This is a genomic window from Streptomyces sp. NPDC006516, assembly GCF_040611875.1.
GTDB lineage: Bacteria > Actinomycetota > Actinomycetes > Streptomycetales > Streptomycetaceae > Streptomyces.
This window is the reverse complement of sequence record NZ_JBEXPD010000002.1, coordinates 447063-460143: the sequence shown is the minus strand read 5'-3', so window position 1 is coordinate 460143 and position 13081 is coordinate 447063. Positions and strand designations below refer to the sequence as shown.

The 13081-nt window shown below is 72.1% G+C and carries 17 protein-coding genes; 2 read left to right on the top strand and 15 right to left on the bottom strand.

Features of this window, described 5'->3' with window-relative positions:
• Positions 1-52 precede the first annotated feature (52 nt).
• Both groES and ABZY45_RS08320 read right to left on the bottom strand, forming a co-directional pair.
• The gene (gene groES / locus ABZY45_RS08325) at positions 53-361 is read right to left on the bottom strand and encodes a co-chaperone GroES (RefSeq protein WP_003966899.1); all 309 of its coding nucleotides are present in this window, start codon (positions 359-361) and stop codon (positions 53-55) included.
• 336 nt (positions 362-697) lie between these two features.
• Positions 698-1645, bottom strand: a complete 948-nt coding sequence (locus tag ABZY45_RS08320) for a polysaccharide deacetylase family protein (protein ID WP_356737388.1) — start codon at positions 1643-1645, stop codon at positions 698-700.
• 90 nt (positions 1646-1735) lie between these two features.
• On the opposite strand from ABZY45_RS08320, the gene ABZY45_RS08315 reads away from it, so the two are divergent.
• On the top strand, positions 1736-2950 hold the full coding sequence (locus ABZY45_RS08315) for a methyltransferase domain-containing protein (RefSeq protein WP_356737386.1): 1215 nt from the start codon (positions 1736-1738) through the stop codon (positions 2948-2950).
• On the opposite strand, the gene ABZY45_RS08310 is transcribed toward ABZY45_RS08315, so the two are convergent.
• The 9 genes from ABZY45_RS08310 to tsaB all read right to left on the bottom strand — a co-directional run bounded on the left by ABZY45_RS08310 (position 2951) and on the right by tsaB (position 8880).
• Entirely contained in the window at positions 2951-3604 is a 654-nt protein-coding gene (locus ABZY45_RS08310) for a hypothetical protein (RefSeq protein WP_356737384.1), read from the bottom strand. It lies immediately after the preceding gene.
• 63 nt (positions 3605-3667) lie between these two features.
• Entirely contained in the window at positions 3668-3940 is a 273-nt protein-coding gene (locus ABZY45_RS08305; protein ID WP_356737382.1) for a DUF1876 domain-containing protein, read from the bottom strand.
• Between the two features lie 80 nt (positions 3941-4020).
• Entirely contained in the window at positions 4021-4485 is a 465-nt protein-coding gene (locus ABZY45_RS08300; RefSeq protein WP_356737380.1) for a VOC family protein, read from the bottom strand.
• Between the two features lie 72 nt (positions 4486-4557).
• The gene (locus ABZY45_RS08295; RefSeq protein ID WP_356737378.1) at positions 4558-5799 is read right to left on the bottom strand and encodes a DUF6596 domain-containing protein; all 1242 of its coding nucleotides are present in this window, start codon (positions 5797-5799) and stop codon (positions 4558-4560) included.
• A 78-nt stretch (positions 5800-5877) separates the two neighbouring features.
• Positions 5878-6234 (bottom strand): YciI family protein, encoded by a 357-nt coding sequence (locus ABZY45_RS08290; protein ID WP_356737376.1) that lies wholly within the window; start codon positions 6232-6234, stop codon positions 5878-5880.
• 144 nt (positions 6235-6378) lie between these two features.
• Positions 6379-6648 (bottom strand): hypothetical protein, encoded by a 270-nt coding sequence (locus ABZY45_RS08285; protein WP_356737374.1) that lies wholly within the window; start codon positions 6646-6648, stop codon positions 6379-6381.
• Positions 6645-7745 carry a tRNA (adenosine(37)-N6)-threonylcarbamoyltransferase complex transferase subunit TsaD gene (gene tsaD / locus ABZY45_RS08280; RefSeq protein WP_356737372.1) on the bottom strand — a complete coding sequence of 367 codons (1101 nt, stop codon included), beginning with the start codon at positions 7743-7745 and terminating at the stop codon, positions 6645-6647. The genes ABZY45_RS08285 and tsaD overlap by 4 nt, the downstream gene beginning before the upstream one ends.
• Entirely contained in the window at positions 7745-8236 is a 492-nt protein-coding gene (gene rimI / locus ABZY45_RS08275) for a ribosomal protein S18-alanine N-acetyltransferase (protein ID WP_356737370.1), read from the bottom strand. The genes tsaD and rimI overlap by 1 nt, the downstream gene beginning before the upstream one ends.
• The gene (gene tsaB, locus ABZY45_RS08270; protein WP_356738727.1) at positions 8233-8880 is read right to left on the bottom strand and encodes a tRNA (adenosine(37)-N6)-threonylcarbamoyltransferase complex dimerization subunit type 1 TsaB; all 648 of its coding nucleotides are present in this window, start codon (positions 8878-8880) and stop codon (positions 8233-8235) included. The genes rimI and tsaB overlap by 4 nt, the downstream gene beginning before the upstream one ends.
• A gap of 170 nt (positions 8881-9050) precedes the next feature.
• Here tsaB and ABZY45_RS08265 point away from each other — a divergent pair, with 170 nt between their 5' ends.
• Positions 9051-9608 carry a hypothetical protein gene (locus ABZY45_RS08265; RefSeq protein ID WP_356737368.1) on the top strand — a complete coding sequence of 186 codons (558 nt, stop codon included), beginning with the start codon at positions 9051-9053 and terminating at the stop codon, positions 9606-9608.
• A 58-nt stretch (positions 9609-9666) separates the two neighbouring features.
• Here the strand turns inward: ABZY45_RS08265 and ABZY45_RS08260 are convergent, their stop codons facing one another.
• The 4 genes from ABZY45_RS08260 to alr form a co-directional block, all read right to left on the bottom strand.
• A complete protein-coding gene (locus tag ABZY45_RS08260; RefSeq protein WP_356737366.1) occupies positions 9667-9864 on the bottom strand; it encodes a hypothetical protein in 198 nt (65 codons plus the stop codon).
• Positions 9865-10034: 170 nt separating this feature from the next.
• Positions 10035-10568 carry a tRNA (adenosine(37)-N6)-threonylcarbamoyltransferase complex ATPase subunit type 1 TsaE gene (tsaE, locus tag ABZY45_RS08255; RefSeq protein WP_356737364.1) on the bottom strand — a complete coding sequence of 178 codons (534 nt, stop codon included), beginning with the start codon at positions 10566-10568 and terminating at the stop codon, positions 10035-10037.
• Between the two features lie 19 nt (positions 10569-10587).
• Positions 10588-11814: an alpha/beta hydrolase gene (locus ABZY45_RS08250; protein WP_356737362.1), complete on the bottom strand. Its 1227-nt coding sequence runs from the start codon at positions 11812-11814 to the stop codon at positions 10588-10590.
• 69 nt (positions 11815-11883) lie between these two features.
• Entirely contained in the window at positions 11884-13038 is a 1155-nt protein-coding gene (gene alr, locus ABZY45_RS08245) for an alanine racemase (protein ID WP_356737360.1), read from the bottom strand.
• Positions 13039-13081: the final 43 nt, after the last annotated feature.

The window sequence follows — 13081 nt, the reverse complement described above, 5'->3', positions numbered from 1 at the left end:
TAGTTGTCTCGCAGGGGGCCAGGGGCGCAGAACAGAAGCAAACGTGGGTGAATTACTTCTCGACGATCGCGAGAACGTCGCGAGCCGAGAGGACGAGGTACTCCTCGCCGTTGTACTTCACCTCGGTGCCGCCGTACTTACTGTACAGAACGACATCGCCGGTCTTGACGTCGAGCGGAAGGCGCTCGCCGTTCTCGAAGCGGCCCGGGCCCACGGCCAGGACGACGCCCTCCTGGGGCTTCTCCTTGGCGGTGTCCGGAATGACCAGGCCGGAAGCCGTGGTCTGCTCGGCGTCGAGCGGCTGGACCACAATGCGGTCCTCGAGCGGCTTGATCGCAACCTTGGAGCTGGTGGTCGACACGATCCGGTCTCCCCCTTCGGAGATCTCACGGGGTTTAACAGTCTGTGGGTGGCGACCAGGTCGATCCGTCGTCGCGGGTGCCGGACCTGCCGTGTCGCGCAGTTGTGCTGGCACTCTCCATCGGGGAGTGCCAGCACTGAGACTATGGCGGCGATTAGCACTCGGTCAAGCGGAGTGCCAATTCACCACCCGCGCGTGGCGTCTCGCGACCGGCGCACGCCCGGGACAACGCGGGAGAGGGCCGCGGTGTTCCGGCGGCGGACGCCGCGCGTACCGGCAGCCGAACAGCCGGGGCGGCAATGGCAGCGCGTACCGGCAGGCGGGCTCGCGCAGCGCTCAGACGTAGTCCTCCAGCCGGGCCACGGCGTACCCCTTGTCCGTGATCGTCTTCATGACGTTGCGGATCATGTCGGTCATGGATCCGCCCCAGTCCTCGCGCCCGCGGAAGTGGGTGAGGACGATGTCGCCGGGGTGCAGGTCCCGGTCCCACTCACGCCACTCCATGTGGTCGGGGAACGCCTCGGCGGCCCACAGGGGCACGGCCTTGATGCCGCAGGACTTGGCGACTCGGAGGGTGTCGCCGTTGTAGTTCCCGTACGGCGGGCGGAAGAGGGTGGGCCGCTTCCCGAAGTACTTCTCGATCTTGTCCTGCTCGCCGCAGATCTCCCGGCGCTGCTCCGCCGCCGAAAGCCCTGGGAGATAGCGGTGGTTGAGCGTGTGGTTGCTGAGGGTGACGCCCCGGGCCTGCATGTCCTTGAAGTAGCCGTAGTTCTCGCTCACCACGTAGTCGCTGAGGAAGGCGCTGTACGGGATCTTCAGCTCCGTCATCATCCGCAGCAGTTCCGGGTCCTTCTCCGCCCCGTCGTCCATCGTCAGGAAGACGATCCGCTCCTTGGTGGGCACGGTGGTGAAGACCGGCGGCAGCGCCTCCCCTCCCTCCACCTCGAATCCCTCACGCGTGGTGATGCGGGGCTTCTCCGCCGGTGGCTCCGGGGCGGCCAGCGGCACCTTCGCCAGACCCCATCTCTTCGCGGCGGCGGCACGGGCGGCCTGCTGACGCTTCAGCCGCTCGGCGCGCGCCTCGGCGGCCGCGGCTCCCGGCCGGGCCGCGGCACCCGGCTGACCGGCGGCCGGGGAAGCCGGCTTCCCCGGGTCCGCCGCCCGCCCCCGCCCCCCGTCGGCACACCCGGACGCGGCGGCGGCCACCAGCAGGCCGGCCAGGACCACACCGGCCGTTCTGCACCGCTTCGTGGCTGAATTTTCGTTTTGTCTTACTAGCTGCATGGCGCCGCATCCTGCCACCGGCGCCGGGACCCCCTCCCGCGACACCTCCGTGAGGCCCGGTGCGTCCCCCGGCTGGCTCACAATGGACGCGTGAACGCCCTTCCCCCCGCCGGCCAGGCCGACCCGCTCGACGCCTTCGCAGCCCTGCGCACCCCCGAGGGCGCCGCCCTCCTCGACGAACTCCGCGACCACGACCCCGCCCAGGAGCTGGCCACCGCGACCCGACTGCGCCGCGCCCACCCCGCGGCCCTCGTGTCCGCGGCACTCGGTCAGGCGCGGCTGCGTCAGCGCGCGGTGGCGAAGTTCGGGGCGGCGGACGCGCACCGCATGTTCTTCACCCCTGACGGCGTGGAACAGGCGACCCGGACCTCGGTCGCGGCCTACCGCGCCCGCCGGTTCGCCGAACAGGGGGTACGCAGCGTCGCCGATCTCTGCTGCGGCATCGGTGGCGACGCGATCGCGCTGGCCAGGGCGGGCATCTCGGTGCTGGCCGTGGACCGCGACCCGCTCACGGCCGAGGTCGCCCGTGCCAACGCCGAAGCGCTCGGCCTCCAGGAGCTCGTCGAGGTGCGGTGCGCCGACGTCACGGAGATCGACACCTCCCCGTACGACGCGGTCTTCGTCGACCCGGCGCGGCGGGGCGGGCGCGGCAGGATCTTCGACCCGGAGGCCTACTCGCCACCGCTCTCCTGGGCGACCGGGGCCGCGCTCAAGGCTCCCCGCGCCGCGCTGAAGATCGCCCCCGGCGTCCCCCACGAGGCCATCGAACCGCGGGCCGAGGCCGAGTGGATCTCGGACGGCGGCGACGTGAAGGAGGCCGTGCTCTGGTTCGGTGAGGGCTTCACGCCCGGCGCCTTCCGGGCGACGCTGCTCCCGTCGCGCGCCACCCTCGTCTCCGAGGGCCCGCTCCCCGCCCCGCCGGTCGGTCCCGTGGGGCGGTATCTGTACGAGCCGGACGGCGCCGTGATCCGCGCCCATCTGGTGGCCGCCGTGGTAGAGCGGTGCGAGGGCAGGCTGATCGACGAGACGATCGCCTACGTCACGAGCGACACGGCATACGACTCCGAGGCCACGACCGCGTACGAGATCACCGATCAGCTGCCCTTCAACATGAAGAAGCTGAAGGCGTTGCTGAGGGAGCGCCAGGTAGGGGTCCTGACCGTCAAGAAGCGCGGCTCCGCCGTCGAACCCGAGGAGCTGCGCCGCAGGATGAAGCTCCAGGGGCCGCACGCGGCCACCGTCTTCATGACCCGGGTGGCCGGGGCGCCGACGATGCTGGTCGGACAGCCGGCCGCCCGCCCCTGATCAGCCGTCGAGCCTGACCAGTGGTTCGCCGGCAGGACGGCCGACGAGCACCCGCAGCACCCAGCGGCGGTGGGCGAACGCCTTGACCAGCCCGGTCAGTCCGGTGAGCCAGGCGATGAACCCGAGCCCCACCAGCCAGGCCACCAGTCCGTACGTCTCCTCGCCCGCCCTCGCGGTCGCCGGGACCACCAGGCAGCCGAACAGCCCCGCGGCGCAGAGCGTGAACGACGCCAGCAGCCAGGCGAGGCTCGCCCCCGGTCTCCGGAGCGGGAGGTCCCTCCCGGGGTCGCGGTCCAGCCGGCCCCACTCCACGAGGAGCCGGTGCACCCGCAGGTCTCTGGAGACGCCGACGGTCATCAGGACGACCGCGGGAATCAGGACGCAGGCGCCCACCGCCAGGCAGAGCACTCCCGGCACCGTGCCGAGCGCGTCGGGCGCGTCCTCGAACATGAGGAACGCCGCCCCGGCCAGGGACCAGCCCAGTGCGGCGACCCCCGCCCACATCAGCGTCAGACCCAGACGCGAGGGGCCGATGTACATCTTCACCAGCTCGCCGAGGATCAGTGCCCGGTCCCTCAGCAGCGCCTCACGGTCGGGCCAGGTGCGTATCTCCACAGGCGGAGGCGGCGGTGGGAGCGGTGCTCGGGGTGGCATGACCCAGACATTAACCGAGCTCCCGCACCGGCCGGGCCCCCGCACGAGGCCGGGCCGCACGCCTCACGTCAGCGGATACGACGTACGGCCGGACGCCTCGTCGATCTCGTCGTGCGCCTTCGTCAGCAGCTTCATCGCCAGTTCGTTCAGCGCGCGGGCTCCGGCGATCTCCTCGCCCACCCGTGGCTGCTCCGCGTCGGACGGGTGCCGACTGGCGTATCCATGGGCCCGTACCTCGGTCCCGTCACTGAGCCGTACGAGAGCCGCCGCGCGGGTGCGGTGGGTGTCCTCCTCGAATTCCAGCTCGACGTGCCATCCGACCGCTGTCTCCATCATGACGGTCACCACCTCCCGGAATTTCCTGCTTCCAGGGTGCGCCCGTTCACTCGCCTCCGCACGCGCGTGGGGCAGGCGGTTCAGGCATCCAGCAGGGCCTGCACATCCAGCTTCCGCATCCCCATCATCGCCTTCATCGCCCGCTCGGCCCTGGCCCGGTCGGGGCCGGCGAGCAGTTCGGGCAGCGCCCTCGGGACGATCTGCCAGGACAGGCCGTACCTGTCCTTCAGCCATCCGCACCGGCTCTCCTCGCCGCCCTCGGTGAGCGCCTTCCAGAAGTGATCCACCTCTTCCTGCGACTCGCAGTCGACGGTGAGGGAGATGGCCTCGGAGAAGGTGAAGTGGGGACCGCCGTTGAGACCCGTGTACTCCTGGCCGGCGAGGACGAAGTCCACCGTCAGGACCGAGCCGGCCTCCCCCGGCGCCGCGCCGGTGTTGCGCATGACGCCCTCGATGCGGGAGTCGCCGCCGAAGACGGAGACGTAGAAGGCGGCGGCCTCCTCCGCCTGGTCGTCGAACCACAGACAGGGTTTGATCTTCTGCATGGTGTCTCTCCTTCGCGCGGTCCGGTGCGTCTCAGGACGCTGTGAAAGGTAGACGGCCCCCGGCCGCGGAACTCATCGGGACACACGGTGCGCACGGGTGAGCAGCAACTCCCGCTCCCGTGCGTTACGCGTCAGCTCCGCCGCGCGCACGAAGGCCTCCCGCGCCTCCACGTCACGTCCCAGGCGCTCCAGCAGATCGCCCCGCACGCTCGGCAGCAGGTGGTAGCCGGCCATCGTGGGTTCCCGCGCCAGGGCGTCCGTCAGGGCCAGACCCGCGGCCGGGCCCTCGGCCATGGAGACGGCGACCGCGCGGTTCAGCTCGACCACCGGTGACGGAGCGGCCTTCGCCAGATGGCCGTACAGCGTGGCGACGGTCCGCCAGTCCGTGTCCTCGTACCGGACGGCGCGGGCGTGGCAGGCGGCGATCGCGGCCTGCAGCGCGTACGGGCCCGGGGCCGCGCCCGGCGCGTACGCCCGTTCCAGAGCCGCGAAACCGCGCCTGATCAGCAGCTGGTCCCATCGGGCGCGGTTCTGTTCCTCCAGGAGGAGCGGCGTGCCGTCGGGCCCGGTCCGCGCGCGGATGCGGGAGGCCTGGAGCTCCAGGAGGGCCGCCAGCCCGTGGACCTCCGGCTCCCGGTCCATCAGCCCCGCCAGCAACCGGGCCAGGCGCAGCGCGTCCTCGCAGAGCGCGGGGCGCAGCCAGTCGTCCCCGGCGGTCGCCGCGTACCCCTCGTTGAACACGAGGTAGACGACCTCCAGCACCGAGCCGAGGCGGTCGTCCCGGTCGGCGCCCCGCGGGACCTCGAAGGGCACGTTCGCCCGCCCGAGGGCGCGTTTGGCGCGGACGATGCGCTGGGCGACGGTGGATTCGGCCGCCAGGAAGGCCCGGGCGATCTCGTCCGTGCTCAGGCCGCCGATCAGCCGCAGGGTGAGAGCGACACGGGCCTCGGTGGAGAGCACCGGATGGCAGGACGTGAAGATCAGCCGGAGCACGTCGTCGTCGATGGCGTCGGGGTCGGCGGGCTCCGGCGGAGGCACGTCCTCCAGGCTCCGGCCGACCTCCGCCAGCTTGCGGGCGTAGGTCTCCTTGCGGCGTACGAGGTCGATCGCGCGCCGCTTGGCCGTGGTCATGAGCCAGGCGCCGGGCCGCTCGGGGACGCCGGTCTCCGGCCACTGCTCCAGGGCGGCGACCAGGGCGTCCTGGGCGATCTCCTCGGCGATGGCCACGTCCCGCACGATGCGTGCCGTGCCGGCGATGATCCTGGCCGACTCGATGCGGTACACGGCCTCGACGGCGCTGTTCGTTGCTGTCACGGGCACCCATGAGAGCAGCCGGGGGCGGGCGCGGCAAGATCCACCGCCCGCCCCGGACGCTGCCCTGCTGTCGGTCCGTCAGTTCTCCGCGATCTCACGGATCTCAGAGGTGACCGTCCAGTACGACTCGTGGACCGCGAGGAAGCGCTTGGTCCACTCCAGGATCTCGGCCTTGTCCTTGGCCTGGATGAGGGCGTAGCCGCCGACGACTTCCTTGGTCTCGGTGAACGGCCCGTCGGTGACGGTGAACTCGCCGTTCGACCAGGTGACCCGGGTGCCCTCGGAGGTCGGGGTGAGACCCGCGGTGTCCAGCAGGACACCGGCCTTGGTCATCTCCTCGATGAGCGCTCCCATGCGCTCCATCAGTCCCTGGCTGGGTCCCTCGGCCGGGGCGTTGTTCTCGTCGACCCGGACCATCGTCAGGTAGCGCGGCATGGTGTCTCCTCGACTCCGGAGGCGGGGCTGTTCCCCGCCTCTCACCCATGCGTCGAACGGTAGAGGTCCGGATCGACACGTCCGGAAAGATTTCTCGAATTTCTTTCCAACAGGCTTCCGCGCCGCCCTGCCCCCGGACCCGGATCAGCCGTTCGCCGGACCGAGCGACTCGAAACGCCACCGGTGCACGGCGCGCGTGACCATCGCCGCATCCGGCTCCGGGAGCTCCGGCAGCTCCTCGTCGTAGGCCGCGTCCCACCAGGTCAGCACGAGCACCCGGTCCTGCGGGGCGCGCAGCAGCTCGCTGCGCAGGGGCTCCCGGGCGAGTTCGGCCGCCCGGGCCCTGGCCCACTCCAGCAGTTCCGCGCCCCGGCCCTCGGTGGCGCGGGCCTCCCACATCAGGGCGACGGTCATGAGTAGAGGTTGTCCTTGCTGATCTCGTGCACATGGTCGTGGTCGTGGCTGTGCGCACCCGGGACGTGGGTCTCCGTGACCGGGAGGGAGGAGTCGGCGGAGAGGTCCAGATCGGAGTGCGGGCGGTTGCGCGCCACCATCTCCGCGCCCAGGGCGGCGACCATCGCGCCGTTGTCGGTGCACAGGCCGGGCCTGGGGACCCGCAGCCGGATACCCGCCTTCTCACACCGCTCCTCCGCGAGCGCGCGCAGCCGCGAGTTGGCCGCGACGCCGCCGCCGATCATGAGGTGGTCGACGCCCTCGTCCTTGCAGGCGCGGACGGCCTTGCGGGTGAGGACGTCCACCACGGCCTCCTGGAAGGAAGCGGCCACGTCCCGGACGGGCACCTCCTCGCCGGCCGCGCGCTTCGCCTCGATCCAGCGGGCCACGGAGGTCTTGAGCCCGGAGAACGAGAAGTCGTACGCGGGGTCGCGGGAGCCGCTGAGGCCGCGCGGGAAGGCGATCGCCTTCGGGTCGCCCTCCCTGGCCAGCCGGTCGATGACCGGGCCGCCGGGGAAACCGAGGTCCAGCACCCGGGCGATCTTGTCGAAGGCCTCGCCCGCCGCGTCGTCGATGGTCGCGCCGAGCGGCCGTACGTCGTTGGTGATGTCCGGGGCCAGCAGCAGGGAGGAGTGCCCGCCGCTGACCAGCAGGGCCATCGTGGGCTCCGGCAGCGGGCCGTGCTCCAGCTGGTCGACGCAGATGTGCGAGGCCAGGTGGTTCACCCCGTACAGCGGCTTGTTCAGGGCGTACGCGTATGCCTTGGCGGCCGATACGCCGACCAGCAGCGCCCCGGCGAGCCCGGGGCCGGCCGTGACGGCGATGCCGTCGAGGTCACGTGCGCTGATGCCGGCGGTCTTCAGGGCGCGCTCGATGGTGGGGACCATCGACTCCAGGTGGGCGCGGGAGGCGATCTCGGGGACGACACCGCCGAACCGGGCGTGGGTGTCGACGCTCGACGCCACGGCGTCGGCGAGGAGTGTCGTCCCGCGCACGATACCGACGCCCGTCTCGTCGCAGGAGGTCTCGATACCGAGTACGAGAGGTTCGTCAGCCATCAGTCTGTCTCTGTTCCTTGTACGGTCAGGCGCATGACGAGTGCGTCGATGTTCCCCGGCTGGTAGTAGCCCCGGCGGAAACCGATGGGCTCGAAGCCGAAGCGTTCGTAGAGCTTCTGCGCGCGGGTGTTGTCGACCCGGACCTCCAGGAGCACCGCGCCGCACTCGAACGCGGTGGCGTACCGGAGCAGGTCGGTCAGGAGTTCGGAGCCGAGACCGCCGCCCCAGTGGTCGCGGCTGACCGCGATCGTCTGGACGTCGGCGAGGTCGCCCGCCGAGGCGAGGCCCGCGTAACCCACCACTCTGCCGTCGGCGGGGTCCTCCGCGACGACGTAGCGGTGGGTGGCGCGCGGCCCGCGGGCGTGGGCGAGCTCGGACCAGAACATGCCGGCCGACCAGGCGTCGTCCGGGAACAGCTCGTGTTCCAGCTCCAGTACGGGCTCGATGTCCCACCAGCGCATCTCACGCAGCACAGCGGTCGCGGTGGTCACTTGGGGGTGACCACCTTGTAGTTCTTCGGCACCTGGGCGTCCGGCCTGCGCAGGTAGAGCGGCGTCGGGGGCAGCAGCTGTGCCCCTGCCGCCAGCCGTTCGGCCGCGAGGGAGGCGAGCGCACCGGCGTGGACGTGCTCGGGGCCGCGGGGGTCGGGGAAGGCGGCGGGGTAGAGCAGGGCGCCGGCACCGACGACGGGCAGTCCGGCGAGCCGTTCCGCGATGTCGGCGGGCCGGTCGACGGAGGGTTCGCCCTCCCGGGTGCGGAAGTCCTCGTACCGCGCCCAGTAGACCTCCTTGCGGCGCGCGTCGGTCGCGACGGCGAAAGGGCCTTCGAGGCCGTCCCGGCCGGCGGCGTACGCGAGCGCGTCGAGCGTGCACAGCCCGTGCACCGGCACGGAGAGGGCGGACCCGAAGGTCGCCGCGGTGACGAGGCCGACGCGCAGCCCCGTGTACGGGCCGGGGCCGACCCCGACGGCCACGTCGGTCACGGCGTCGAGTTTCACCCCCGCCTCGGCGAGGACCCGGTCGACGGCGGGCAGCAGCAGCTCCCCGTGCCTGCGGGCGTCGACCTGACCGGTCTCGGCGACGACGGAGGTGCCGTCGTGGAGGGCGACGGTGACGGCGGGGGTGGCGGTATCCATGGCGAGCAGCAGCACACAAACAGCCTACGGCTCCGCCGACTCGGCCATCGCAGCCTGTGCAGCGTCCCGGTCCGTCCTCCCGCTGCTGGTACCGTCGCCCGGGTACACGCGTGTACGACGTAAATGCTTGTACGACATGCGACGGACGGCATCCGAAAGGGGAGCTCACGGTGGCAAGGGGCAGCTCGGGAATCGTGGCCGGGCTCACTGCCGCGGCGGTGGCCGCGGTCTGTTTCCTCGCCTACCAGGCATCCGCGAACGCGCCCGACTCGGTCGCCGTCCCCTCCGCCGAGGCGTCACACTCGGCCGCCCTGCCCTCCGAGAAGCCGAAGCCCGCGAAGGATCCTCTGGCGGTGCCCTCGGACTCCGACACGGGTGCCCGTGTCGTGTACTCGCTGAAGGACCGGCGGGTATGGATCGTGGACGACAAGGAGAAGGCCCTCCGGACGTTCTCCGTCATGCCGAGCGCCGTGAGCCCCCTGCCGGGGGTCTACCAGGTGACCTCGCGCTCCGGCACCATCAAGGGCTCGGACGGTGTCCTGATCGAGCACGTGGTGCGCTTCGCGAACGTCGACGACGTGTCCGTGGGCTTCAGCGCCGCGCAGGACGGCTCGATGCGGAGCCCCGACCCCACGATGAAGACCGGCGGGGTGCGCATGAAGCGGGCCGACGGCAACGCGCTGTGGACCTTCGCGACGGTCGGCGTCAAGGTCGTCGTCGTCCCCTGACGAGCGCTTCGCCACCCGGCTCACGCACCCGCGCCCCCGTCCCGCGCACTCCGCTTCGCTAGGCGGCGTCGCGCCGCGCCGCGGGCCGGACCACCGGGTCGTCGCCGTCCTCGTCCGCCTGATCGTCGCGCGGCGGCGTGGAGACCGCCGTCGCCGCCGCACAGGAGGCGAGCAGATCCTTCATCGACACGGCGGACACCGGTGGCGGCTCCGCCTGCGACGACTGCGGCTGCACTTCACGCTCGGGTGCCGGCATGCTGCCTCCTCGGGCTTCGTCGAGAGACATGGTTAGGTAGACCTAACCAATCCCTCCACCCATGTGACCACGACGGGCCTCCCCTGCGCAACATTTTACCGACGAGCTGTCGGAAAGCGTCGGGAAGTGCGGCGGAGTCGTCATCGGTCCTGGCACCGGCGGGCGGGCTCTCAGCGTGCGGCCAGCTCCTCGCGCAGCCCGGCCCAGCGGGCCCCGATCCCCACCAGCGTCACTGTGCGGCGCTCGTCGTCGGTGTCCCCGACGGCGCGGTCGATCACCACCTGCAACCGGTCGTCCGAGAGCTCCTCGACCTTGCCGTCGCCCCATTCCACGACGATCACCGAGTCAGGGAGCGAGACGTCCAGGTCGAGGTCCTCCATCTCGTCGAGTCCCCCGCCCAGGCGGTACGCGTCGACGTGGACCAGGGCGGGTCCCGCGCCCAGCGGCGGGTGGACCCGGGCGATCACGAAGGTCGGCGACGTGACGGCACCGCGGACCCCGAGTCCCTCACCGAGGCCGCGGGTCAGCGTGGTCTTGCCCGCGCCGAGCTCGCCGGTGAGCATCACCAGATCGCCCGGGGCCAGCACGCCGGAGATCCGGCGCCCGAGCTCCTTCATCTGTTCGGGGGACTCGACGGCCACGTCCACGGTGACGATGCCCGGTGCGGCGGTGCCGGTCACCGGGCCGTTGTGCGCTGCTTCCATGCCGACCAACGTTAGAGGATCAGCGCGCCTCGGCCGGAACGGCTCCGATCCGTACGAGCAGATCCGCGAGCCGGTCCGTGACCGTCTCCGGGTGCTCCAGCATCACCAGGTGACCGGCGTCCGGCACGATGACCAGCTCCGCGTCCGGGAGTTCGTCCGCGATGGCCTCGCTGTGCGAGCTCGGGGTCACCAGGTCCTTGTCGCCGGCCAGGATCAGCACCGGCAGGTCCCGGAACGCGGGCAGCGCGGCGCTCTTGTCGTGCTCCGTGAACGCCGGATAGAACTCGGCGACCACATCGATCGGGGTCGATTCGATGAGCCGCTCGGCGAACCGCGCCACCGCCGGGTCCACGTCCCGCGACCCGAACGAGTACCGCTTGATCAGCCCCGCGAACAGGTCCGCCGTCGCCCTCCGGCCCCGCTCCACGAGCTCCGTCTGCGATCCGAGCGCCTTCAGCACACCGGGCAGCACCCGGCGCACCGCGTTCACGCCCGCCACCGGCAGCCCGAAGTTCACCTCGCCGAGCTTGCCGCTCGACGTACCGACGAACGCGACCGCGGCAACCCGGTCCCGGATCAGCTCCGGGAAGAGGTCGGCGAGCGCCATCATCGTCATGCCGCCCATCGAATGCCCGACCAGCACCAGCGGGCCCTCGGGGGCCGCCGCCGCGATGACCGCCTCCAGATCGCGGCCGAGCTGGTCGATCCCGAGCGGCACACCCTGGGCCTGTGCCCGGCCGCGCTCGGAGCGGCCGTGGCTGCGCTGGTCCCAGTGGACCGTGCGGACCAGGCCGCGCAGCGCCGCCCGCTGGAAGTGCCAGGAGTCCTGGCCGAGGCAGTAGCCGTGGCTGAACACGACGGTGAGGGGCGCGGGATCCTTACGCCCGAAGAGCCTGCGCCGGCGCGATCCGGAGCCCGCGGGGACAGCCACCCCCGCACCCCCGCCGGCGGGACTCGTCCCGCCGTCCGGCTCGACCTCGTCGACCTCGTAGTACAGCTCGGTGCCGTCGTCGGCGACCGCCCGGCCCGGCAGCCCGCGCAGGGAGCCGTACGGCCCGGAGGCGTCCAGTGCGAGGCGGGCCTTCTTGCGCATGCCACGGCCGACCGTGAGCCGCTCCACGGCGACGCCGGCCGCGGCGCCCGCCGCGATGACCCCTATCGCCGCCCCGGCGATGCCCGCCCGGCGCCAGCCGGCCGCCGCGACGGCCGCCGTCGCCACCACGTCCTCCGCGCTGGTCTCGCTCACCGTGCCGCGCTCCTTCGTCGTCGTAGTTGTCCCCGCCGGGCCCCGGTCCGGCGAGGCCCGGTCCGGTCGTCAGCCGCGCCCGGGTTCCCCGTCGGTGTAGACGCGGGGGACGCGTCCTCCGATGCGTGTCACGATCTCGTACGCGATCGTGTCCGCCGCCACCGCCCAGTCCTCCGCGCTCGGTTCGCCCCGGTCGCCCGGGCCGAACAGCACCGCCTCCGCGCCCGCCGCGAGTGCGGCGCCGCCGAGGTCGACCACGAACTGGTCCATCGCGACGCGCCCCGCGATCGTGCGGACGGCGCCGCCGACCAGCACGGGACCACGGCCCGAGGCGTGGCGCGGGATGCCGTCCGCGTAGCCCACCGGCACCAGGGCGAGGGTCGTCTCGGCGGTGGTCGTGTAGTGGTGCCCGTAGCTGATGCCGTGGCCCGGGGGCACCTGCTTGACGAGCGCGACGGAGGCCGCGAGCGTCATGACGGGACGCAGCCCGAAGTCGGCCGGGGTCCCCAGCTCCGGGCTGGGCGAGATGCCGTACATGGCGATCCCGGTGCGTACGAGGTCGAAGTGCGACTCGGGCACGGTGAGCGTCGCCGGGGAGTTGGCGATGTGCCGCACCTCGGGCCGGACGCCCTCCTTCTCGGCGTAGGCCACCATGTCGCGGAACACGTTCAGCTGGGCGGCGATCGACGGGTGCCCCGGCTCGTCGGCGCAGGCGAAGTGGGACCAGAGGCCGGTGATCCTCAGGGTGCCCGCCTCCTCCGCCGCCCGGGCGGCGGAGACGAGCTCCGGCCAGTCGGCCGGCTGGCAGCCGTTGCGCCCGAGTCCCGTGTCGGCCTTGAGCTGGACCCGGGCCGGGACTCCCGCATCGGTGGCCGCGGCGACGACCTCGTCGAGGGCCCACATCCCGCTCACCGAGACATCGATGTCGGCCTCGACGGCCTCGCGCCAGGGGCCGCCGGGCGTCCACAGCCAGCACATCACCCGGCCGCCGAGCCCGGCCGCCCGCAGGGCGAGCGCCTCCTGCGGGGTGGCGGTTCCCAGCCAGGTCGCGCCGGCCTCCAGTGCGGCTCTGGCGCAGGGCACCGCCCCGTGTCCGTACGCGTCGGACTTCACCACGGCCATGAGCTGTGCGCCGGACGCCCGCGCGCGCAGCGTACGCACGTTGGCGCGCAGTGCGGCGAGGTCGATCTCGGCACGGGCTCTCAGGGTCGCTGTCTCGTTCATCGCGCCCAGTCTCTCAGAGCCGTACGCCTGTGCCCTCGACCTC